This is a genomic window from Pectobacterium peruviense, assembly GCF_003312355.2.
Taxonomy (GTDB): Bacteria; Pseudomonadota; Gammaproteobacteria; order Enterobacterales; family Enterobacteriaceae; genus Pectobacterium; species Pectobacterium peruviense.
In genome coordinates this window covers 1,726,481-1,749,819 of record NZ_CP161826.1, presented here as the reverse complement: position 1 = coordinate 1,749,819, position 23,339 = coordinate 1,726,481, and the positions used below count along the sequence as shown (strand labels likewise).

The window sequence follows — 23,339 nt, the reverse complement described above, 5'->3', positions numbered from 1 at the left end:
TAGAGAGGGATCGCTACAATGTATTGTTATTACCGATCATTTTCTGTATCAGCACCGTTTATACCGAGACTGGTTTATCGGTATACGCTTGATGATCAGGACGTATTTTGAACCAGATGGCATACATCGCAGGCAGGAATACCAGTGTGATGATAGTCCCACCAAACGTCCCACCAATCAGGGTATAAGCCAGCGTTCCCCAGAAGACAGAATGCGTCAGCGGGATAAACGCCAGTATGGCGGCCATCGCCGTGAGCAACACTGGCCGAGCTCGCTGCACTGTCGCTTCCACCACCGCGTGGAACGGCGCCAATCCTTCCTGCTCGTTGTGATGGATCTGCCCTATCAGGATCAAGGTGTTACGCATCAGGATGCCCGACAGCGCAATCAGTCCCACAAGCGTATTGATGCCAAACGGCTGGTTGAAGATCAGCAGCGTTGGCACCACCCCAATCAGCCCCAGTGGCGCGGTGAGGAAAACCATCACCATCGCCGACATCGAGCGCACCTGTAGAATGATTATCAACAGCGTCATGGCAATCATGATAGGGAACAGCGGTGCCATCGCACCAGTGGCTTTTGCCGACTCCTCAATTGGCCCAGCCTGCTCAATACGGTATCCGGCCGGTAGTGTATTGATGACCGGCTGTAACTGTTTCAGGATCGCCGTCGAGACATCCGGTGGTTGCAGGTTTTCAGCGATATCACCGCGCACGGTGAGCGTCGGGGTACGATCGCGACGGCGCAGAATAGGGTCTTCCATCTGCACACCGACATCCCCTATCTGTGACAAAGGAATACGCTGACCGGCAGAACCCACCAAAGTAAAGCCTGCTATCTTTTCAGGATCGAGTCGGATATTCCCCGCCGCGCGTGCCATCACTTGCACCGAACGGATATCTTCACGCACAGACGTGATTGGAACGCCCGAGAGCAGGAACTGAAGCTGCTGAGCAACGGCATTCGATGTCAATCCCACCGCCTGTAGGCGATCCTGATTGAGCGTAAAATGCAGCGTCGGTACCTTCGTGCCCCAGTCGGTGTTGACGGTTCTCATCATCGGGCTTTCCAGCATCACCTTTTCTACCTTGCCTGCAATCTCGCGTAGCTGAGCTGGATCCGGCCCCATGACACGGTAGGCCACCGGATAGGGAGAATACGGACCAAACACCAGTTGCGTCACGCGGACACGCGCTTCAGGTACCAGCCCCTCAGCAGCAACTTCACGAAGTCGAAACTTCAGCGCCTCGCGTGCTTCTGGGTTATCCGTCCGCACAACAATCTTCGCAAACGACGGATCGGGCAGTTCTGGCGCCATAGCAAGGAAGAAACGTGGTGAACCTTGCCCAATGTAAGACGTAACGATTTTTGCCTCTTCCTGCTTGCTCAGCCAATCTTCTATCTTCGCCGCCGCCGCACTAGTCTGTTCAATGGAGGTGCCATAAGGCATCTGCACTTCTACCAAGACCTCAGGGCGATCGGAGGTCGGGAAAAATTGTTTTTTCACCAGTCCCATGCCTAAGATCGCGACAGTAAAGACGGCGATCACTGCGCCCGCCACTACCCATTTACGGGCAATGACGTGCGCCAGCAACTGGCGAAAGCGGTTGTAATGACGCGTGTTGTAGATGGCGGCGTGCCCCCCCTCAACCATTTTGATGTTCGGCAACATCTTCACGCCCAGATAAGGCGTAAACACCACCGCCACAACCCATGAAGCAATCAGAGCGATACCCACAATCCAGAACATATTGCTGGTGTACTCACCGGCGGTGGATTGCGCGAAACCGTTGGGCATAAAACCGACAGCCGTCACCAGCGTACCAGCCAGCATCGGTGCCGCCGTATGACTCCAGGCATAGGCCGAGGCTTTAACGCGGTCGTATCCCTCTTCCATTTTCACGACCATCATTTCGATGGCGATGATGGCATCATCCACCAGCAATCCCAGCGCCAGGATCAAGGAACCCAGTGTAATACGGTCGAAGTTTTTGCCTGAAGCCTCCATCACCACAAATACAATAGCCAGCGTCAACGGCACCGCTGCCGCAACAACAACGCCGACTCGCCATCCCATACTGATGAAACAGACCACCATCACCACAAGCAGCGCGACGAAAAATTTGATCATGAACTCGTCGACGGACGAACTGATATTCACGGACTGATCGGTGACTTTCGTAAACGTCATGCCAAGTGGCATGCCTTCATTGATTTTGGTCGTCTCGGTATCCAATGCCTGACCCAAATCCAGGCCATTCCAGCCATCACGCATCACGACGCCCATTAACAGCGCTGGCTCACCCTGATTACGAACCAAAAAGGTTGCAGGGTTTTCGTAGCCACGTTCAACCGTCGCGACATCCGAGAGTTTCAGTGCCCTTCCCTGCGCGACAATCGGCGTTTCGCGGATCTTCTCCAGTGTGTCAAAAGCGCCATCCAGACGGATAAAGACCTGCGGCCCGCTGGTATTAATCGAACCGGCAGGCGTCAGTACGTTCTGGCTATTCAGCGCGGAGAAAATATCCTGAGGGGAAATGCCCAGCGTTGCCAGTCGGTCATGCGAAAACGAGACGAAGATGCGTTCAGCCTGCTCTCCAATGATATTGACCTTTTTCACACCAGGGACATGAAGCAGACGCTGCCGCAACGACTCCGCATCGCGAACGAGCAGACGCTGCGGCTCCCCTTTCGCCTTCAGCGCAAAGAGCGCAAAAGTAACATCGGAGAATTCATCGTTAACCATTGGTCCGATCACGCCTGCTGGCAGATTCTTCGCCTCATCGCCGAGCTTCTTACGCGCCTGATAAAATTCTTCCTGCACCTGTGAAGGCGGTGTACCGTCCTGCAATGACAGCATGGTAAAAGCCAGTCCAGGGCGCGTGTACGTCTCACTGCGGTCATACCACTTGAGCTCCTGCATACGTTTCTCAAGCGGTTCGGCGACCTGATCCTGCATTTCCTGCGCGGTGGCACCCGGCCAGGCAGAAATAATCGTCATCTGCTTGACCGTAAACGGTGGATCTTCCGCTCGACCCAGTTCGAAGAACGAAAGAATACCGGCTACCGTAATCAGGATGATAAGAAATAAGGTGATTGAGCGCTCGCGGACGGCGAGTGCCGAAAGATTGAATCGCCCCTCACTCATGGTTGACTCCCAGCGACGCTGACATCACCTTGTGCAACCGTTCGGATGGCCTCACCGTCATGCAACAGATGGGCACCTAAAGCCACAATCTGTTCACCGGGCTGTAGGCCGCTAGTCACTCTCGCCGTGTCATCCCCCAACCCAATCACCTGAACAGGATGCCAGGACACTTTGGCGGTTTTGCCTGAAATCCCCCACACACCCGGCCCTTTCCCCGCATCATAAATCGCGGCGATAGGCACCTGAAGAACCTGCTCAGGTAACTTACCTTCAGCAATATTGAGCGTGACGGTGGAGCCAAGCGGTGCATTCGCCAGCGTGCCTTCAAGCACATATCTTGCTTCAAACGTGCGCGTCTGAGGGTCGGCCGCATCGGACAGCAGCCGCAGTTTCGCGGGAATTAATGGCTTAGCGGAACCGTATAATATTGCCATCGCCTCGCTACCGACCACAGGGCGCAGCGTCTCAGGCAAATGAACGACAGCCTCGCGTTGCCCTGCACGCGCCAGTCGGACGACAGGCTGCCCCGCGCTGACCACCTGCCCTGGCTCAGCCAGCGTGTCTACCACCACGCCATCGGCGTCGGCCATCAAAACGGCATACCCCGTCGCATTACGCGCCACATCTGCCTGAGCCTGCGCCGCACTCAGCTCCGCTTTCGCGGTCTCAGCAGCCGCCTTTATCTGATCGTAAGCTGAAGCAGATATGGCACCTGCGGCAACCAAACCTCGATAGCGTGCTTCGTCATCGGTAGCCTGTCTGGCACGAGCCCGGGCAGCGGTCACAGCCTGCTGCTGGGCCTGTGCCTGCAAACTGAGATCGATAGGGTCCAAACGCATCAACGGTTGACCACGTTTGACGCTTTCACCGGTATCGACCAGACGTTCAAGGATTTTTCCTTGCACCCGAAAACCAAGGTCACTTTGAATTCGGGCGACGACAACGCCAGTAAACGAGCGGGAAATCTCAGCTGCGCTCACCACGGTAGCCGTTCTTACTAAAGGAGGCTGATTGCGTGGATCGTCAACGTTGGAAGCGTCGCCGCACGCCACCAGGGCGAGAGGCAACAGGCAAACAGCGATAGTGGCAGATTTGAGACGAAGCATGGGTTCCCTTATTACATGAACAGGACAGAAACCGCATTCTCCAACTAGTGACCAATATTGTCAATGGTCACATTTTTAAGGTGCCAGGCTACGTAATATCAACGACGACAGTAACACCGCCGCTGACGCTGCCGTATCCAGATTGTATTGCAATTGAACAGGACTGATATAAGGGTGCATAACCAGATAGATCGCATTCGCCGCCTCATCCAACGGCGTCTTGCGTTCAAATTCGCCGGATTGTCGTCCCTCAAGAAGAATTTGCTGAATAAGCTGGCGTAGATTTTCTTCATATATCGCAGCTGAAGGCCACCGGTCGCGAGAGGACACAGCGGCAATGTCATAAATCTTGCGGTCATGAAAAAATAAGTCGCTACACGCTTCTGTCAAGGCTCTGAACAAGCGTCTCAGTTTTTCTGAAGCCGTTGGCGCATCTACGATCGCTGAATTGACAATATCCATAATCATCGCCAGCCGGTTAGCGCAGATCACCTCGCCGATAGCCTGTTTGGAATCAAAAAATTTGTAGATGTATGCCTTAGAAAAGCCAATCGCTTTGGCCAGATCGGACACGGCAGTCTTTTCATATCCAAAATGCCCGAAGTGCTCAGTGGCAGCGTCCACAATCTGATCGCGGACGCTATGGTCCGACGGGCCACGTGGGGGATGTGTATTCATATGTGTAGTCATGTTTCAAGCTTAGCTCATCGGGTCTTGATTGACAACGAGTGACCAATACGTAATATGGTCACATTATTTTTGGCTCAAGGAATTACTATGTCATCCCTCCATCCCCTTGCCTTGGTTGTGGCCGCTAGCGTAATGGCGGGCTGCGCGGTTGGACCGGATTATCATCGCCCAGATGCTCCGCTACCGGATCGTTATCAGACTCAATCCGCCGTCCAGCAATCTGTCGCAAATCAATCCATATCCAATCAATCCATACCAAAACTAGGGAACGCGACTCAGGCTGCTACCTTTTCGGTCTGGTGGGAAAGCTTCAATGATCCCTTACTGAATACGTTAGTTTCAAGCGCACTTGCACAGAATCTTGATTTAGCTCAGGCGTCCGCGCGAATGATTCAGACACGCGCCGGGCTTAGTACGGCAACAGCCGCTCTACTGCCATCGGGCAATATCAGCGGACAAGCGGCTCGCGCTTATCAGTCGATTGAAACGCCACAAGGTCGGTTACTCAGCGCTACGCCTGGCTATAATCGTTATGGGAATGCTTATGAAACCGATCTTAACGCAAGCTGGGAGCTTGATATATTCGGTGGTCTGAGGCGCGATCGTCAGGCAGCACTGGCTGACTATCAAGCTTCAGAGGCTGGCGTCGCAGCCACACGGTTGGCCGTCGCCGCGCAGACTGCCGATATTTATATCACCCTGCGCGGATTACAAACTCGCCTGGAGATCGCCAATCGGCAGGTTAATACGCAGCAAGAATTGCTAGACAAGGTACAGCTACTCCACAGCAAAGGGCTCGCCGCAGAGTATCAAGTCCGCCAGACCGAAGGCACGCTTTCACAGGTTCAGGCAACCGTGCCCGTTCTCCAAACCGGGATAGATACCGCGATGAACGCGCTGGACGTCATGCTCGGCACGCCTCCTGGAACCCATCGCACTCAGTTGGCTTCTTCGAGCGCCATTCCACAGCCCCCACAGCGCATATCAACAGGGACACCTGCCGACCTGCTGCGTCGCAGACCCGATATTATCGTAGCCGAACGCCATCTCGCGGCATCCAACGCGCGCATCGGGGTCGCCATCAGCGAGTATTATCCTAAATTCTCACTCAATGCCTTGATCGGCAGCGCAACATCGGTGTCGAGCGGCAATCTGTTCTCCAACGGTGCCAGCCAATCGACGGGTGTATTGGGGCTGCGCTGGCGACTCTTCGATTTCGGCCGCATTAACGCTCAGATCGATCAGGCTAAGGGACAAGAAGCCGAAGCATTGGCAGCTTACCGTCTGTCAGTCTTAAGCGCGACCGAAGACGTTGAGAACGCGCTATCGGCACTGCTCAATCGCGAGACACAGACAGCAACATTAACCGCAGGCGAAACCGCGTTGGCTAGCGCACGCCAGTCATCTTTCATCGCTTACCAGAAAGGGACAGCAAGCCTGATTGACGTCCTGCACAACGATGAAACCCTGTTGCAGACTTCCGACGCCAGAGCGCAGGCTCAGGCAGAATCTGCACGCGCAGCGGTCGCCGCATTCAAAGCGCTCGGCGGCGGCTGGCAGCCTCCAGAAGCCATGGCGCAGACACCCTAAGATCCCCATGTACCGGTGCATAGACAGCCATCGACGAGTACCTGCACCGTTCACAATAAACAACCGGAGTGATTAACATGACAGCAAAAAGCAATGCATGGGTGCTCATCACTGGGGCTTCAAGCGGATTTGGTGAAGAGTTCGCCCGTCAATATGCCGCACAGGGAAAATCACTCATCCTGGTGGCACGACGGCTCAATAAGCTTGAATTGCTGGCAGCGGAATTGCGGGAGCGTTTTAAGATTAATGTGATGGTTGAACAGGCCGATCTTTCCGTAATTACCGCAATCAGCGATTTGCACAGTCGACTGCGGGAACAAAATATTGTGGTTGATATATTAATTAACAATGCTGGCCATGGTTTGCAGGGCAGCTTTTTGGATCAACCGCTGGATGACGCACTGGATATGATCAATCTGGATATCGCAAGTTTGACAGCAATGACTCGGCTCTTTGCGGAAGATATGCGCGTCAGGCGGAAAGGACATATTTTGATGGTCGCCAGCCTGCTGTCGTATCAGGGCGTAAAGAATTTTGCCGTTTACTCAGCAGCGAAAGCGTATGTGCTCAGGTTCTCCGATGCTCTGCATCGTGAGCTTAAAAACGATGGCATCATTGTCACCGCGCTTTGCCCAGGTATGTCTGATACCGGCTTTGCTACCGTCGCCAACCAGAAAATAACGCCTCTATTAAAAGGGGTAATGATGCAGCCTAAGCCTGTTGTTCAGGCTGGCATCCGTGCGCTTCAGGCTGGGCGAATGAGCGTTGTTCCGGGTATGGGAAATAAAGCAATTACATTGCTGACCTGGGCCACGCCACGCTGGTTACATCAGGCCATCATGGCTCGTGTGATGGGCGTATAAAACGCGGTCTTAATGCTCGTGTGGGTCTAAGAAGAATGAAAGCAATGACGCGCTTAGTATGAAATCAAAAGGTCAAGATCGGGTATGGAAACCCGCATGTAAAGTCATCGTAAGGCAACATATCCTCATGGATTATCTTGCCTCAGATTTTATATCCATAATACGGCGCCTCTCTTCAGCCCAGTCGATCAATGCTTCCATCGCTGGCCCCAAGGCAATGCCCATGTCGCTCAGCGTATATTCAACTCTGGGTGGCACTTGAGGATAAATTGTACGTATGACTATGCCATCGCTCTCCAGTTGCCGAAGCTGCTGAATCAGCATCTTCTGGTTAACCCCTTCAACCAAGCGCTCCAGGTCAGAAAAGCGTATCGGGCCCTTGGCCGCAAAGAGTTGACAGATGATGATGATTTTCCACTTTCCCTCCAGTACCCGAAGCGCCTCGGTGGTCGCCGCCGCCCATACCAGCCGCTGCTGGGGATCCTCACAGTTCCAGACACGTTCTTTCTTCATACTTACCTTTTTGGGTGTTACTCGCTTATTGGTGTGTTCTTGTTACATTAATCCGTACACCCTAATATAACCAGAACAATCAGCTTACCTTAATAACACGAGGCAAAAAACATGGAAATAGGCATTATCGGGACAGGCAATATTGGCGGAACCCTTGCTCGCAAGCTTATAGCCGCGGGCCATCAGGTACGCGTTGCGAATTCCAAAGGCATTCATGGCGTTCAGAGCTTTGCCGATGAAATCGGGGCTACGGCAGTGGACGTCTATGGTGCAGTTAAGGGAGCCGACGCTATCATTTTGTCAATCCCACTACCGGCACTGGCATCGCTGCCAAACGGTTTTTTTGATGACCTTCCCGAAGCGGTACCGCTAATCGATACCAGCAACTATTACCCTGGCTTACGCGACCCGCTTATTCCTGAAATTGATGACGGTATGACTGAGAGCGTATGGGTGTCGCAACAACTCTCACATCCCGTAATCAAAGCTTTCAACAACATTCTCGCCTGGTCGCTTGCAGAGCTTGGGACGCCAAAAGGTTCGGCATCACGTTTGGCTATTGCCGTAGCGGGCGATAACGCCACGTTAAAACAAATTGTCATGAATTTAGTGGATGACACGGGCTTCGATGCTATCGATGCAGGCTCCCTGGAAGAATCATGGAGGCAGCAACCGTCAACACCAGCGTACTGCTGCGATTACGATGCGGAAACGATGAAGAAAGGCCTGGCAGCAGCCGTTAGGGGTGAGGCGGCATCGAAGCGAGATCGCCTACCAGAGTTGTTTGGCAAATTGGGTGCAAATCCTACTCATGAAGATATCGTGGCGATGAATCGCTCGCTCAACCCCTAACGGCTGTTGCCGCCCGTTCACACCTCGGGCGCAAAGCAGTGTGCCCACTCACGGCAGTCATCACAGCTTGGGGAACGGCAGATCAGCTCCCCCTCACTGTGCAGACAACGTTGGCGGTAAAAGAATTTCTTCCAACGCATGTTAGTGGCGTTCATCACCACTAAAGAGGGAAAACAGTCTGTCATCAATTCGCGCAGTTCATTACGTGAATCTAACCCTAAATCTTGCCACAGATGATTAAATCCTAACGAAGCACTGGCAATAATGCGGTGCATCGGTGCGGCATCACGGGACATATGCTCGTATAGCCAGTCCGCCAGTTGTTCCCGTTCCTCAGTGCGATGCACCTGTAATTCGTTCAGCAGCGCATAGCGCTGCTCACGTTCAGGGCAATTTACCGACGGCACGGCGTCCATACGTTCAAGGAGACGCTGCCACTCCGACAGTGACAATCCCATGTGTTGCGCAAAACAGCCAGAACCTCTCTCATATTGCGCCCATAAGCGCCATAGCCAGCATTGAGCCTGTGGCATCACGCCGCTCCCTTATCCTTTTGCTCATTCAGCCGTTCTCCCTGTCGCTGTTGCCACCAGGCTGTCAGCACTTCAGTAACATTTTGCCAGGCGCCCTCAATGCAGGGTTGGATTCCCTGTTGTTCCAACTTATTCCATGGTTCAAAGCCAATACGGGCACAAAACACCGCATCAACATCCGCCAAAAGCGCCAGCAGTGCGCTCAAGCGCTCCGTATTTTCCTCCGGCGGGCACACCCCTTCTCCGTGGCAGTATTTAGGGGTAAAACGCTCGTTCACCAGTACCACACCAGCGGGTGACAGGCTGTAGATCTGGAAACGTTCGGCATGGCCAAAGTGCAGGTCAATCACCTCGCCATGCGAGGACGCTACGGCGACCAGACAGGCTTCCGGCTCTTCAGATTCTCCCTGTGATGCGATGCTGGCGTGCAATTGAGCACGCTGATGGAGCAGGGGCAAATACGGCTGTGGCTTTTCTGGCAGTGCCGATAGAGGAAATTGCTGGCTGCGATCCTCACCCAACATGCCGATAGCATCCGCACGACATTGTTGGCAATGCGACATTTGCGGCATCACCTGACCGCACTCTGCCCGTACGCGCGTCATGCATTCGGCATCCGGTTCCCTTTGCCCTTCAAGGCCAAATACCGTGCCGTGTTCTGGTCGGGCGATCAGCGGCATAATATTGTGCAAAAAAGCGCCCCAGCTGTGTGCTTTTTCACTCACTGCCCGCATCGATGCCTCGTTAATGTCCGGGATCAACACGGAATTGATCTTGACCAGCACGCCATGTTCCGTCAGGCGGCGAATGCCCTCTTCTTGCTTCGCAAGCAGGATTCTGCCCGCCTCCAACCCGGTGTAACGCTCCCCCTCCAGCCACAGCCAGGCATAAATACGAGCAGCTACCGCAGGGTCTAACGTATTCAGCGTCACCGTAACGTGATCCACACCGATATCCAGCAATGGCACCACGGCCTCAGGCAACATAAGTCCATTGGTGGAAAGACATAGCTTCACATCCGGCATTTGCTCACGCAGCAACCGTAATGTGCTAAAAGTCCGTTTCATATTTGCCAGCGGATCGCCCGGCCCAGCGATCCCCACGACGGAAAGCTGAGGAATAGCGGCAGCAACCTGCCGTGCTTGCGCCACGGCCTGTTCTGGCGTTAGCAACGTCGATACCACGCCGGGACGGGATTCATTACTGCAATCGTATTTACGGTTGCAGTAATTACATTGCACATTACATGCAGGCGCGACTGCGAGATGCATACGAGCAAAACGGTGATGACCGCTCACCGAATAGCAGGGATGGTGTGCAGCTTTGCTGGCCTGCAACGGGGTAATTCCATCAACCAGCGTTGATCGGCAGCCTACCGTGCCGGATGCGGAGGAACAAGATGCCATAATAGTGCCTACGGTTACGAAGTCATAGGCAAAGAGGTGCAAAGGCCGTACCGTTTAGCGTGACTATTAAAATCAATGTAAAACATGAAGATACGAAATTTTTACGTCATCGAATTTGTCAGGATTGCAGCAGTAGGCCGACAATGTGGCATATGCCACAATCCTGTCTCATCGGAATCACAGGCGATGCATATTGATATCCATCGTCTGAATGCGATAAGCCACCTGGCGCGGTGTCATACCTAACAAACGCGCTGCTTTGGCCTGTACCCAACCGGTTTTCTCCAGTGCGGCAATCACCCGCTGCCGTTCATCAAGAGACGGATCGCACCAGCCCTCATCCGGCACAGGTAAGATGTTGGTCGCTTTTGGCGCGACCTCACGATGGTTAAACATAATCACATCGCGATCAATCAATCCGCTTTCTGACATCACGGCGGAACGTTCCAGACAATTCTCCAACTCACGCACGTTGCCCGGCCAGCTATAGCCCATGAGTAAGCGGATGGCTCCATCGCTTATCCGCAAGGGGCGTCCCTGATGTTGGCCGATTTTCTGCACCAGAAAATCGGCCAGTTCGGCAATGTCCTCTTGCCGTTCACGCAGCGGAGGCAACGCAAGCGGCATAACATTCAGCCGGTAATAGAGATCCTCACGGAAATGGCCGGCCCTCACCTCTTCTTCCAGATTACGGTTAGTCGCCGCAATAATACGGACATCCACCCGAATGGTTTCATCGCCGCCAACGCGTTCCATCTCCCCTTCTTGCAAAATCCTCAGTAACTTGGCCTGAAACGAGGCGCTGCTTTCACCGATCTCATCAAGAAACAGCGTGCCACCATCGGCTAACTCGAAGCGTCCTTTACGTTGCCGCACGGCACCGGTAAAGGCCCCTTTCTCATGACCGAACAATTCGCTTTCTAACAGATTATCCGGCAGCGCAGCGCAGTTGAATTTGACGAATGGGGCGGCTGCGCGCGGTGAATGATAATGGATAGCATTGGCTACCAGCTCCTTACCCGTGCCGCTTTCACCCTGAACCAGCACCGTGGTATCCCAGCGTGAAACCTGACGGATAATCTCCATGGTCTGCCGCATTGCCTGACTCTTTCCCACCATATTGTCGAAACGGTAGGAACGCGGCGGCGTGACGCAGGTTCTCGCCCGTACGGTCGTCGCCGCCGATTCTGGCACTGGCCTCGGGCGGGCGGGCTGCATCAGACGCACCGTTTGCGCCACCAGATTGGCCACGGTTTCCAGAAAGCGCGTACACGCGGGCAAACGTTCTTCATAGCGAGCCATCGGCTGTGCAGCCAGCACGCCAATTGGCTGAGATTCAATGCCAAACAGCGGCACCGCGATAAACGGCAGGTTGTAGTCGTACAGGCCCAGTTTATCGAGAAAGCGTTGATCGTCAGCCACCCGAGGCAGAACCAGCGGTTGATGCTGTGCTAATACCGTCCCAACCAGTCCTTCACCGGGGCGGTAGCGAACATGAGTCCCGCTGGCGATCAGTTTTTCATCGGCTTCATGCAGCGCCTCCACCGCCAGCCCCCCATTCTGTTTGTCATACAGACAAACCATACCGTGTTGCATGAATGCATCATCGTGCAGCACGCGTAACACCGCCTGCAGTGCTTCGCGAACCTCTGTCGCTCGGCTCAATGCTGCGCTAATACGCTGTATGGCGGTAAACTGCTGAGAAAGATCGAACCGCCAAGTCAGGTTGCTTGTTTCAGGAGCCTGCGTCATTTTGCACCTCCAGCCAGAGAGGGTGAGAGAGGAAAGCGCAGGATAAGGCAGGTACCGCCTTGTGCGTGCGCCGACAGATCGATGGCCCCCTGATGATCGGCCACCAGCGTCTGAATCAGGCGAAGTTCCATCCCCTTGCCCGGCGAACTTAGCGTTGCTGGCGCGGGAGCAAAACGGACCTGCGTCATCGGTACGTTGTCTTCCAGATAGAGCGACAGCCAACCGCGCTCTTCGCGAGCATAAATCTGGATTGATAGTTGAAAAGGTGCAATTTCTGCCGCCAGCGCCAGCGTGCGGTCCAGCCATAGGCTAAGGCACGCCAGCACCTGCGTTCGTTGGCCGAAAACAGTCAACTGCGGCGACTGCAATTCATATTGCAAGCGATCGTCACGATTCAGGCGCGACTGGTATAACGACGTCAGATCGTCCAGCAGGGATTTTATCGACCACTCATCCTCGGGTTCGAATGCCAGAGAAGGACGGCACGCCTGTAACCGCGCCATGGCTTCTTCCCCCTCACGCCATGCAGACTCCAATGCGACATTACTATGATCTTCACCGTTTAAACGCCGTGCAGCGGCCAGCATGTTGAGCGGACAGTTCAGTTGCACCATGGCAGCACCCAGTGATTCACGGATTGCCGCCAGCAGTATGCCATTAGCAATTTGCTGCTTCAGACGATCGAGTCGCCCTTGCTGTTGCTGCTGTTGTTGCTCCGTACAATCGGTAATCACAACTACGGTGCGCGGCAACGCACTGTCCGTGAAGTAACGGCTGGCTTCTTCATTGACGCCGGGTAATGCCCACATTCCCAGCATCAGCCAACGAACCGAACCACGAACCATCACGGGCAACGGTTTCCCCTCACGCAACACATTCTTATTTTTGCCATATTCCAGTACTGACAAGAGTTCTTTGCCACCACAGTCGGCGCACAGCGTTTTATAGGCTAGGTTATCCATAATGACGCGGTCGTTATCATCAACCACCACCACCGCCGCTGGAATGTTATTCAGCACAGCAGTCATAAGCGTCATATGGTTACGCAGCCGCTGTTCAAGGGCATAACTGGCGCTAATGTCTTTATGCATCGCCAGATAATGTTCCAGCTCCCCCTGTGCATTAACGATCGGCGTGATATCAATATCAGCCAGATAGAGGGAGCCATCCCGTCGGCGATTAATCAACTGTCCTCGCCAGGCCGCACCCTGTAATAAGGTCTGCCACATATCGCTGTAGACCTCTCCGGGTGTTTGCTGACTGGCGAGAATACGGTGATTTTGGCCGAGTAATTGAGACAGAGGAAAACCCGTCAGACGGCAAAATGCCGGATTGGTGTACACAATACGCGCCTGTGGATCGGTCACAGAGATCGCCACTGACGATTGCTCCACAACAGTAGAGAACAGCGCCGGATGCTGGCGCGATAAATGACTGACAATCTCCCCCTGCGGAAGAGACTCCATTATCAGGTTTATGGTCATGGCCTACCCTTACAACATCAGATGCCGTCATGTCAGGTTCGCAACAATTTGTGCTACGAACCGACACCCTTCTCCGGTCGACTACCGGCACCAATAACCATGCAAACATTGCGCCTTTTATTCATTAACTAACCTAAAGATTGATCGCACCCCCTGTTTTAACGTTAAACCACGTAGAATCCTTACTGCATCAGGTAAACACCCTATCTTCTAGCCTGGCTAGCCTCCTCAATCAGTACAGAAATAGTGCAGCGCCGCGCTAAAAACGTGCAAAATATCGCCAGAACGCTCAATGCCAAATTTGGCATGATATTCGCACTTCACTGTACAGATACCTGCCGCCTCCGGCGGCGATCCTTCTCAATATCAGTCAGGAGTGAACTATGGCGAACATTGGTATTTTCTTTGGCACCGATACGGGGAAAACCCGCAAGATCGCCAAAATGATTCATCAAAAATTGGGCGGCACGGCGGATTCGCCGGTCAATATCAACCGCACTTCTCTGGACAGTTTTCTTTCTTATTCGGTTCTGCTGCTCGGCACGCCGACGCTGGGTGAAGGCCAGTTACCGGGGATGAATGCGGGATGTGAGAACGAGTCATGGCAAGAGTTTATCGCTGAATTGCCTGACGAAGCGTTGGCTGACAAGACGGTCGCCTTGTTCGGATTAGGCGATCAGCAAGGCTATCCTGATAATTTTGCCAGCGGAATGAAAACCTTATATGACGTGGTTACCGCCTGCGGTGCCAAGGTCATCGGCGCCTGGCCGAATGCTGGTTATGATTTCAACACTTCAGCCGCCTTGGTGGACGACCAGTTTGTCGGATTGGTACTGGATCAGGATAATCAGTACGATCTCACGGATGAGCGGCTCGATAGCTGGTTGGAAACACTCAAGCCCGCTATCGGCTGATCCGCTAAAAGGTGGAGGCCTCAGGCACTCCACCTTTTTATTTCCACGTTCTACCCACGACTCGGCACCAGTTGGGCTAACCATTGGCGTTGCTGTTCTTTCTGACGTTGCAGCAACAGGTGATCGTAGGCTTTTGCCAACGCGTCTTCCTGCGCCATCGGCGTTTCTGGGCGGATCGCTTCACATAACAGCAGGTGCCATCCTATATCGGTCTCGATGACGGCACTTAATTCCCCTTCGTGTAGCGCAAATAGCGCCTGATCCAGTGACATAAACAACAGCCCGCGACTCACCCATCCCAGCAATCCACCTTCCAACGCCGTCGGACACTGAGAATGACGTTCGGCCAACGTCGCAAACGCGGCGGTGTCCGATTGTAGCTGGCGACGCAGCGCAAGAAGCTGCCTGTTGATAGCCTCAGAATCATCTTCCCCCGTGGTCAGCAGAAGATGCCGAGTCAAACGCTGTTCTGGGCGACAAAAGCGTGCAGCATGACGCCGATACCACTGTTCGACCTCTGCTGAGGTCGGCAACGGCACCTGTTCGGAAATACTCGCTAGCTGTCCCGCCATCAGCACATGGTGCTGGATCACCGCCGTACGATCGGCGGCAGAGAATCCAGACTGCCGTAAATCAGATTCCAGCTCCTGTGTTACTGCCTGCACAAGGTCTGGCGTCACTGTCGATACGCTATTTTGTGCCGCTTCCACCACAGCTTGTTCCAGCAGCAACTGGCGAGCCAATTGCTGCTGGAGAAGCCGCTGGCGATCTACCGGCAATTGCGTCGGTGTGGTGTTCCACATTTTTTGCGCCAGGCGCCATTCACTAAAACGCTGCCAGGCCAACATCAGCGATCCTCCTCCGCCAGTTCCAAAACACTGGCAGGGACCTGAAACCAGCGTTCCCCAAACATCACCGTGTAGCAATCCCCCTGCTCTCCTTGACCAGTAGCGAAAATTTGCCCACGCTGACCAACGTCCACCACCTGTTCGCCGTTGATGGAAAGCGTTTGCCTGCTGTGAACGCCATCACCGTACTGAAAAATGCCGGCATTCCACGGTATTTCCGCCGCGATCAGCTCCTGTTCACGGCACCCCACAACGCGATCGCTATCAAGGAAATGCACCTGATAGATCAGTTGATCCTGAAGAAAAACGCCCCATTCACGCACATATCCTACCGTGCCACGCCGTACCAGCAGCTCACCTCGTTTCATGCCTGCCATGGTGCCGTCGTTACGCAACGAGCGCACGACGCGCACCGCATCGCCAAACGCAAAGCGCGGTATCATGGTGTGACCTCCGGTTGGTAGCCGCGATAACTTTCTGCCAATAGCCGACGCGCCAACTGCCAGTCAGCATCTTGCACCGCCTCCAGCGTATTACGCAGTGGCACCGCCGCACGCAAACGACGGTGGAAATCACTCAGCACCGATAAACTACAAATTTGCAGGGCGTGGGGGTCGTATGGCACAGCAAAAAAATCAAAAAAAGCCTCGGCACTCTCCAGCTCATCAACGCCGGGTAACTGGTAGAACCATTCCATCGTTTGCCCTCCCCATCACCGCATCACTGCCACACAGTTCGCGATACATCTCCAGCAATTCATAATCCAGAGGATTACGCTTCCAGTTCTCCGCAAAAGCGCGGACGCTGCGCAACAGCGCTTCCGTCTCACTCGCCTGCGGCTGAAAACCTAAACGGGCAAAAATCCCCTCTACCGCTTGCCGTCCCGAATGTTTGCCCAGAACCAAACGGAACTCACGCCCCATGAGCGCCGGATCGATACCCTGATAACTGCGACTGTCGTTTAGCAAGGCTGCGACATGCACGCCGGATTCGTGAGTAAATACCTGCTCCCCCACCAGCGGCTGCTGTTTGTCGATGGTGCGCTGTGCCACGCTTGCCACCAGTTGACACAGCGCGGGCAAACGAGCGAAGTGGATGCCACTGTCACGATCGAGACAGCGTTCCAGCGCTAACGCCACGGTTTCCAATGCAGCATTACCTGCCCGTTCCCCCAGACCCAACACCGTGGTATTAACATGGGAAACGCCAGCCTCTACCGCCGCCAGCGTATTGGCCGTGGCCAGCCCAAGATCGTTATGCGCATGCATTTCAATCTCACCTCCCCAGCTTTGCCGCAAGGTACTGATACGGGCGAAAGTGGAGAACGGGTCAAGCACGCCCAATGTATCCGCAAAACGCAGCCGTTCAGCCCCTGCCGCGCTAGCAGCGATCGCTATCTGACGCAGGGTGTCATCGCTAGCGCGCGATGCATCTTCACAGCCCACACACACATGTAACCCTTGCTGACGAGCCTGAGCAATCAGCGAGGAAAGCTGTACCAATAAGGCGTTAAGCGGTTGACGCAGCTTCTGTTCGCGCAATCGATCCGATGCAGGAACCGAGATATCTACCCAATTCATGCCCAGATCGGCACTTTGCCGAATTTCCAACGCATTCATCCGGCACCAGCTCATCAGCACTGTGTCCGGCAGGCGGCGGCGAATAACTGCAATACGCGCGCGTTCATCGCCTCCCATCGCGGGGGTGCCGACTTCCAACGCGGTCAACCCGGCATCAACTAATGCCTCGGCAATCGCCAGTTTTTCGCTGGCGCGAAACGCTACGCCGGGGCTCTGCTCACCATCACGCAGCGTAGTGTCATTGATAATGATATCCGCCATGCCGTTCCCCTTATCAGCCATAGGTCGGCATAAACTCGCCGCCGGATACCGTCTGAGGCTTACCTTGCTGCCAATAAGGTGACAGGGTGCGCAGCCGTTCAATAATCGGCGGTAGTGCCGTAATCACCTGATCTATCTCTTTCTCGCGTGTGTAGCGCGACAGCGAAAAACGAATGCTACCGTGAGCGGCCGTATAGGGAATATTCATGGCGCGCATCACATGGGAGGGTTCGAGTGAGCCGGACGTGCAGGCGCTGCCGCTAGAGGCGGCAATACAGACATGATTGAGCAGCAGCAGAATGGCTTCTCCCTCAATAAACTCGAAGGCAATATTGAGCGTATTGGGCGTGCGCGGTTGCCCCTCGCCCATCACGATTACGCTGGGAATCACCTGCGCCAGCCCCTTTTGTAAACGGTCACGCAGGGGCTCCACCGCCGCACTCATCATCGGTAAATGCACGTCCGCCAACTCACAGGCACTGCCCATGCCGACAATACCCGCGATATTCTCAGTACCCGCGCGACGTCCACGCTCTTGATGCCCACCGCGCAGCAGCGGGCGAAACCGAGTAGAGCGGCGCAGGTAGAGGCATCCGACCCCTTTCGGGCCATGAATTTTGTGTGCCGAGCAAGACAGCATGTCGATGTCACAGCTCGATAATACAATGGGGATTTTCCCGACCGCCTGTACCGCGTCACAGTGAAATAACGCCCCCTGTGCATGTGCCAGCGATGCCATTTCACGCACTGGAAACAACACGCCGGTTTCGTTATTCGCCCACATCATCGTCACCAGCGCGACACGGTCACTCAGCAGGGCGCGGTATTGCGCCATATCCAGCTCGCCCTGCGCAGAAACACCAACCTGATGAATGGTATAGCCTTGTCTGGCAAGGTGTTCACAGACTTCCAGAGTGGCGGGATGTTCCACCGCGCTAGTGATGATCTCACGCCGTTCCGGTGCCAACGCCACGGCGGAATGGATGGCGGTGGACGTTGCTTCAGTGGCACACGATGTGAAGATGATTTCGCTGTCATAACGTGCGCCTAGCAGGCTGGCAACCTGCTGGCGTGCTTTCTCCAGCGCCCCGCGACAGGGCGTGCCGAAATCATGAATCGACGACGGATTACCGTAATAATCAGTCAGGAATGGCATCATGGCTTCCAGCACCATCGGATCGAGACGAGTGGTGGCATTGTTATCGAGATAAATGTTTTTCATGTGCGCTGCCTCACTGAACAGTCAATAAGCTCACGCGGCCTGTGCCGCAACCACTTCCATATAGCGCCCCGTGCGCTCCACCAGCTTTTGTTGCAGCCAGGCCAGCGTCATGTCGGTCATCATGCATCCCTGGCAACTGCCCGACAGGCTGACCGTCACCTGATGGTCGCTGACGTTGAGTAGCGCCATGTCACCGCCATCGGCCTGAATATACGGGCGCAGTTCCGCCACCACGTCAGCGACCAGCCGCCACGCGGAAGTCTCCGCCTCCGGTACCTTGAATTTTTCAGGCAGCGCCGCCTGTTCTTCGATAATTGCCGCCAATGCCAGCTCGATCTTTTCATGGCACGCCGTGCAACCGCCGCCCGCTTTGGTGTAGTTGATTACCTCCTCCAGGGTGGTCAAGCCATTCGCCACCACCGCACGACGAATCTGGCCTTCATCCACGGCAAAACATTTGCAAATCAGCGCCCCTTCCTCATGGTCATCCTCCAGCGTCTCACCACGGTAATTGGCGATAGCCGCACGTAGCGCTTCCTGCCCCATCACAGAACAGTGCATTTTTTCTGGCGGCAGCCCATCGAGATAATCTGCGATTTGCTGATTGGTGACCTGCTCCGCCTCATGCAGAGTGCGGCCAATAATCAACTCAGTCAGCGCCGAGGAGGAAGCAATCGCGCTCCCGCAGCCAAAGGTTTGAAAACCGGCCTCCTGAATGGTTTCCGTGCCCGGATCCACACGCAGCATCAACCGTAAGGCATCGCCGCAACTGAGCGAGCCGACATCACCCACGGCATTCGCCTGCTCCACCACGCGGGCGTTACGCGGGTTAAAAAAATGGTCTTTCACTTTCTCGGAATAGTTCCACATGCTCTCAGCTCCCTACGATGCAGATAAGCAGAACCCTAAGGTTCCGGCCCCCGCATAGGCGTTATGGACGGGTTAGCTCAAAACAAGCAAATGTGATGCCATTCACAAAAACATATTACAATCAATGTGATGGGGGAATTCGCTATAAAAAAAACCGCGATGAATGTCGCGGTTTATGTCGGTTTTGTCGTACAGACGACATTGTTGCGGTTGATGCCGTCATGATTCAGGAGGCGTCATCTTCCTCGCGCCATTCGGTTTCCACCATCAGTTGCTGGAAGCGATCCGGATCCCGTTGGCGACGTCGGGTAGCCTGTTCATTATCCACCCAGCATTGTTGAATTTGCTGCAACAGCTGTGCAATGGAGGTCGCTTCTGGCACGCGGATGGCGCGAACGCCGACCTGCAACAATTGACGGAATACCGTCTCGCCAATCGCCACACAATAAAGGGTGACACACTCTTCCAATGCACTGATACGGCTGGCGAGTTTGTCTTCGCCATGCCCGTATTCCACATTAAAATCCACCACCTTCAGCAGCTTGACTTCATGTTGTTTGACGCCATAAACCACCAGGCGTGGCGTCGCGCCAAAATGCTGGTCCACATGGTGGTAATCTGAGCTGGCGAAAGCGACTTGCATCGACCACACCGCCGAACTGATGGTGCTGAGATTGCGGTTAACATGCTGCATGTTCCACCCCCTGACGCCTCACTGCCGGAAATTGCTGCCGCAGTGGCGAGTGATAAGCAGGCACCGGATGATGTTCATTCAGCAACCGATTCGCCAATTCGAACAGCGTATCTCGCATGCCTGCATATCCTTGGCGCACACGACGAAATTCGCCAAGACGGTCATATATGGGAAACCCAGCACGAATCAGCGGAATACCACATTGCTCAGCCAACCCAGCGGCATGAGAATTGGCGACCAACAGATGCGCGGGAGTGTTGATCAGCAGATCCTGCATATCCTCCAGATCGCCGATCAGTACCTGCTCAACCGGCAGGTTCAGTAACCCAGGTTGGCTCACGGGCGCGACCACCGGTCCCGGCACCATGCCTTGGCTAAGGGCGAAGTCGCTCCAGGCCGCCAGCACATCCCCCTCTGCGGCCAACGCGATGGATTTATCCTGTAATGCCATATGACAATCGATCATCGCATCCTGCAACTGACCTCGCTGACGGTCAATCCAGGCCGGTACGTCACGCCCGGAGAGCTGTTGCAGGTGATGGATAAAGGCATCCATAGTCGCAAGCGTCATCAGGTGCGGTAAATTTAATGCCACGCCACGACTACGCTGCGCGAGTAAGCCCGCCGCACGCTGGAGCGACACACCCAGCGTGATGGTGCTCAGGCTTTGCCCCATCTGCTCAATATTGCGTAACACCGCCCCACCTTGGGTAACAGATTGGTAATCGCCACTCGCGAGATGACCATCCAACGACTGTGATAGATCCGGTAGCAGTATCGGTTGCAGGCCAAACGCCTCGACATAGCTGCGGATAAGCTCCACATCACCCGGCGTAAACACATGGCTGAGCAGCAAGTTAACGCGACGGTTGCGCATACCTGCGGGCGGTTTTTCTGGGATCCATTGTGCAATCACCCCTTCCAGCACGGCGCTGTAGCCATTTTCTAGCGACCCATAAAAATCTGGCGTATTGACCGTGAGCAACGCCGTCGATTTAAAACGCGGATTATCAGCGCGGAATTCGCTTACCGCTCGCGTCATATCGCTCCCTTGTGCTTCCGACAAGCCAGTACTGATGATGACAATCGCCTTAGGCGCATTGCGCTGACACAACGTGGTCAAGGCCGTCAAAATATTGCTGTCTGACCCCATCACCGTCGTGGTGGGATCCATGGCGGTGGACTGGAGCGGAATGGGATCGTGAAAATGCTGAATAAAAAACACCTTGGCAAAGGCGCTGCAACCCTGAGCGCCATGAACCAGAGGAATGCAGTGTTCGATGCCCTGACTGGCCAGAATCGCCCCCAGAGGCTGCCCGCTTTTAATTGGACTGGTCGCCAGCGGCTTTTTGTTACGAATAACCTGAGCCATAATTTGCTCCTAATGCCAAGGGGCACGTTGATGAGTCTGCGCCCAAATCGGGCTTTCCAGCGTCAGGCATAGCTGTTCCGCCAGCGTCACAATACCGCGATACCCAGCGTAGGCGTGTTCGCGCTCCTGATTGATATCGAGAAACGGCAACCGAGCCTTATAGGCGGTGTACATGTTGCGTCCCCCAGCGATCATCAGGTCAGCGCCATAGCGATACGCCACATCCAGCAAGGTGCGCGCATTCCCCTCATCTAGCATGATGGCATCATCCCCCATCAGTTCGCGGATACGCTGTTTGTCTTCCTCGGTAGATTTACGTGTCCCGGTCGCCACCACCGTCATACCGAGATCCTGCAAAGCCGAGACCACCGACCAGGATTTTACGCCTCCGGTATAGAGCAGTACCTTGCGCCCTTGCAGGCGTGCACGATACGGAGCCAACGCCTGTTGCGCCGTCGCTTCTTCCCGCGCAATCACGGTTTCTGTGCGCTGCATCAGGTCGGGATCGTCTAGCATGGCCGCGAGCTGACGCAGCGCATCGGACATGGCTCGTACGCCATAGAAGCTGCCTTCAAACCACGGTGTGCCATAACGTTGTTCCAGCGTGCGCGCCACGTTGATCAACGCACGCGAACACACCAGCATGTTGACCTGAGCGCGATGCATCGTCTGGATTTCGGCAAAGCGCCCATCGCCGGATAAATTGCCCAACACGCGGATACCCAGCTCATCCAGCAGCGGCTGCACATGCCAAAATTCGCCAGCAATGTTGAACTCACCAATCAAGCCAATATCGTGACGCTGTGCAGGGGAAAACGGTGTGTCATCCCGCCACGGTGCAGGCTCACGCGTCCCAATCACCTGTTTTACCATCACTTCCCCTGCCAGACGGTTACCCAGATTCTTGCTGCCGTAGAATCCAGCGGCATCCACCGCAATCACCGGAACCTCTACCGCGACTGACGCTGCCCGACACACCGCCTCAATATCATCACCCTCCATAGCCGGGACACAGGTGTTGTAGATAAAAACAGCGGCAGGGTCGTATCGCTCCACGATATGACGCACGGCATGAAACAGCCGCCGTTCACCACGCCCCATGATCACATCCTGCTCGTTGAGGTCGGTGGTAAACCCCAAACGATTGATCGCTGGCCCGGAACTTTGGCTACCACGGTTATCCCATGAACTGCCCGCGCAACCGATAGGGCCATGCACCAGATGGGCAACATCCGCCAGCGGCAGCAGCGTAATTTGCGCCCCGTCAAACGCACAGCCGCCTGCCGTCGCGCCAGGTTTAGGCGCACTGCATCCCGATTTTTGTTTGTGGTTATGTTCGCAGGCGGGCTCATCGAGCAACGCCAAAATTTCATTTCCCTTCATCTTGCCCTCGTCGAGTCGGTTGACCTTACTCAACTCTTTTTGTGCAATTCACAGGCCATAAATTAATCCATTAATTTCAATCAGATAGGTTTGTCGCCTTTGTAACAAAGGCGACAATAGCGGAATATTGAGGGGGAGTGGTGTTACTGGACTCCATTTTGGAAATGGAAAATATTGTACGTTATGGTTGTTTTTTGTACTGACTGACATCAATTGATCAAGCAGATAGAACAACACGATTAGGGTCAGACACATCGA

21 protein-coding genes are annotated in these 23,339 nt (G+C 54.5%); 4 read left to right on the top strand and 17 right to left on the bottom strand.

The genetic code is table 11. From position 1 onward, the window contains the following. Nucleotides 1-58: 58 nt before the first annotated feature. The 3 genes from DUT67_RS07915 to DUT67_RS07905 form a co-directional block, all read right to left on the bottom strand. Nucleotides 59-3,148 carry an efflux RND transporter permease subunit gene (locus DUT67_RS07915; RefSeq protein WP_048259569.1) on the bottom strand — a complete coding sequence of 1,030 codons (3,090 nt, stop codon included), beginning with the start codon at nucleotides 3,146-3,148 and terminating at the stop codon, nucleotides 59-61. Beyond that, entirely contained in the window at nucleotides 3,145-4,254 is a 1,110-nt protein-coding gene (locus DUT67_RS07910) for an efflux RND transporter periplasmic adaptor subunit (protein WP_048259568.1), read from the bottom strand. The genes DUT67_RS07915 and DUT67_RS07910 overlap by 4 nt, the downstream gene beginning before the upstream one ends. 75 nt (nucleotides 4,255-4,329) lie before the next feature. Then, complete coding sequence (locus tag DUT67_RS07905; RefSeq protein ID WP_048259567.1) at nucleotides 4,330-4,944, bottom strand: TetR/AcrR family transcriptional regulator; 615 nt, start codon at nucleotides 4,942-4,944, stop codon at nucleotides 4,330-4,332. A gap of 87 nt (nucleotides 4,945-5,031) precedes the next feature. Between DUT67_RS07905 and DUT67_RS07900 the strand changes: the two genes are divergently transcribed. After that, the gene (locus DUT67_RS07900; protein ID WP_048259566.1) at nucleotides 5,032-6,534 is read left to right on the top strand and encodes an efflux transporter outer membrane subunit; all 1,503 of its coding nucleotides are present in this window, start codon (nucleotides 5,032-5,034) and stop codon (nucleotides 6,532-6,534) included. A 77-nt stretch (nucleotides 6,535-6,611) separates the two neighbouring features. Then, nucleotides 6,612-7,397 (top strand): SDR family oxidoreductase, encoded by a 786-nt coding sequence (locus DUT67_RS07895; protein WP_048259565.1) that lies wholly within the window; start codon nucleotides 6,612-6,614, stop codon nucleotides 7,395-7,397. Between the two features lie 132 nt (nucleotides 7,398-7,529). Here DUT67_RS07895 and DUT67_RS07890 read toward each other — a convergent pair whose 3' ends face one another. Next, nucleotides 7,530-7,910: a helix-turn-helix domain-containing protein gene (locus DUT67_RS07890; protein ID WP_048259564.1), complete on the bottom strand. Its 381-nt coding sequence runs from the start codon at nucleotides 7,908-7,910 to the stop codon at nucleotides 7,530-7,532. Between the two features lie 111 nt (nucleotides 7,911-8,021). On the opposite strand from DUT67_RS07890, the gene DUT67_RS07885 reads away from it, so the two are divergent. Then, nucleotides 8,022-8,762, top strand: a complete 741-nt coding sequence (locus DUT67_RS07885; protein WP_113632554.1) for an NADPH-dependent F420 reductase — start codon at nucleotides 8,022-8,024, stop codon at nucleotides 8,760-8,762. Between the two features lie 17 nt (nucleotides 8,763-8,779). Here the strand turns inward: DUT67_RS07885 and DUT67_RS07880 are convergent, their stop codons facing one another. The 4 genes from DUT67_RS07880 to nifL form a co-directional block, all read right to left on the bottom strand. After that, the gene (locus DUT67_RS07880; protein WP_189339527.1) at nucleotides 8,780-9,295 is read right to left on the bottom strand and encodes a nitrogen fixation protein NifQ; all 516 of its coding nucleotides are present in this window, start codon (nucleotides 9,293-9,295) and stop codon (nucleotides 8,780-8,782) included. Further along, a complete protein-coding gene (gene nifB, locus DUT67_RS07875; protein ID WP_113632556.1) occupies nucleotides 9,295-10,701 on the bottom strand; it encodes a nitrogenase cofactor biosynthesis protein NifB in 1,407 nt (468 codons plus the stop codon). The genes DUT67_RS07880 and nifB overlap by 1 nt, the downstream gene beginning before the upstream one ends. Nucleotides 10,702-10,878: 177 nt before the next feature. Further along, nucleotides 10,879-12,453, bottom strand: a complete 1,575-nt coding sequence (gene nifA, locus DUT67_RS07870; RefSeq protein ID WP_113632557.1) for a nif-specific transcriptional activator NifA — start codon at nucleotides 12,451-12,453, stop codon at nucleotides 10,879-10,881. Then, nucleotides 12,450-13,937: a nitrogen fixation negative regulator NifL gene (gene nifL, locus DUT67_RS07865; RefSeq protein ID WP_113632558.1), complete on the bottom strand. Its 1,488-nt coding sequence runs from the start codon at nucleotides 13,935-13,937 to the stop codon at nucleotides 12,450-12,452. Before nifL ends, nifA begins: the two co-directional genes overlap by 4 nt. Before the next feature lie 383 nt (nucleotides 13,938-14,320). Here nifL and DUT67_RS07860 point away from each other — a divergent pair, with 383 nt between their 5' ends. After that, nucleotides 14,321-14,851 carry a flavodoxin gene (locus DUT67_RS07860; RefSeq protein ID WP_113626203.1) on the top strand — a complete coding sequence of 177 codons (531 nt, stop codon included), beginning with the start codon at nucleotides 14,321-14,323 and terminating at the stop codon, nucleotides 14,849-14,851. 50 nt (nucleotides 14,852-14,901) lie between these two features. Here DUT67_RS07860 and nifM read toward each other — a convergent pair whose 3' ends face one another. The 9 genes from nifM to nifE all read right to left on the bottom strand — a co-directional run bounded on the left by nifM (nucleotide 14,902) and on the right by nifE (nucleotide 23,081). After that, nucleotides 14,902-15,699 (bottom strand): nitrogen fixation protein NifM, encoded by a 798-nt coding sequence (gene nifM, locus DUT67_RS07855; RefSeq protein WP_113626202.1) that lies wholly within the window; start codon nucleotides 15,697-15,699, stop codon nucleotides 14,902-14,904. Beyond that, nucleotides 15,699-16,142, bottom strand: coding sequence for a nitrogen fixation protein NifZ (locus DUT67_RS07850; protein ID WP_113626201.1), 444 nt, complete (start codon nucleotides 16,140-16,142; stop codon nucleotides 15,699-15,701). Before DUT67_RS07850 ends, nifM begins: the two co-directional genes overlap by 1 nt. After that, nucleotides 16,139-16,396, bottom strand: a complete 258-nt coding sequence (locus DUT67_RS07845) for a nitrogenase-stabilizing/protective protein NifW (protein WP_101781842.1) — start codon at nucleotides 16,394-16,396, stop codon at nucleotides 16,139-16,141. The genes DUT67_RS07850 and DUT67_RS07845 overlap by 4 nt, the downstream gene beginning before the upstream one ends. Then, nucleotides 16,365-17,540: a homocitrate synthase gene (nifV, locus tag DUT67_RS07840; protein WP_113626200.1), complete on the bottom strand. Its 1,176-nt coding sequence runs from the start codon at nucleotides 17,538-17,540 to the stop codon at nucleotides 16,365-16,367. Before nifV ends, DUT67_RS07845 begins: the two co-directional genes overlap by 32 nt. A 13-nt stretch (nucleotides 17,541-17,553) precedes the next feature. Beyond that, nucleotides 17,554-18,762 (bottom strand): cysteine desulfurase NifS, encoded by a 1,209-nt coding sequence (gene nifS, locus DUT67_RS07835; RefSeq protein ID WP_113632559.1) that lies wholly within the window; start codon nucleotides 18,760-18,762, stop codon nucleotides 17,554-17,556. A gap of 30 nt (nucleotides 18,763-18,792) precedes the next feature. Further along, nucleotides 18,793-19,632, bottom strand: a complete 840-nt coding sequence (gene nifU / locus DUT67_RS07830; protein ID WP_101781848.1) for a Fe-S cluster assembly protein NifU — start codon at nucleotides 19,630-19,632, stop codon at nucleotides 18,793-18,795. A gap of 226 nt (nucleotides 19,633-19,858) precedes the next feature. Next, nucleotides 19,859-20,326, bottom strand: a complete 468-nt coding sequence (locus DUT67_RS07825) for a NifB/NifX family molybdenum-iron cluster-binding protein (protein ID WP_113626199.1) — start codon at nucleotides 20,324-20,326, stop codon at nucleotides 19,859-19,861. Then, nucleotides 20,313-21,698 carry a nitrogenase iron-molybdenum cofactor biosynthesis protein NifN gene (nifN, locus tag DUT67_RS07820; RefSeq protein ID WP_113626198.1) on the bottom strand — a complete coding sequence of 462 codons (1,386 nt, stop codon included), beginning with the start codon at nucleotides 21,696-21,698 and terminating at the stop codon, nucleotides 20,313-20,315. The genes DUT67_RS07825 and nifN overlap by 14 nt, the downstream gene beginning before the upstream one ends. Before the next feature lie 9 nt (nucleotides 21,699-21,707). After that, nucleotides 21,708-23,081, bottom strand: coding sequence for a nitrogenase iron-molybdenum cofactor biosynthesis protein NifE (nifE, locus tag DUT67_RS07815; protein WP_113626197.1), 1,374 nt, complete (start codon nucleotides 23,079-23,081; stop codon nucleotides 21,708-21,710). Nucleotides 23,082-23,339 lie beyond the last annotated feature (258 nt).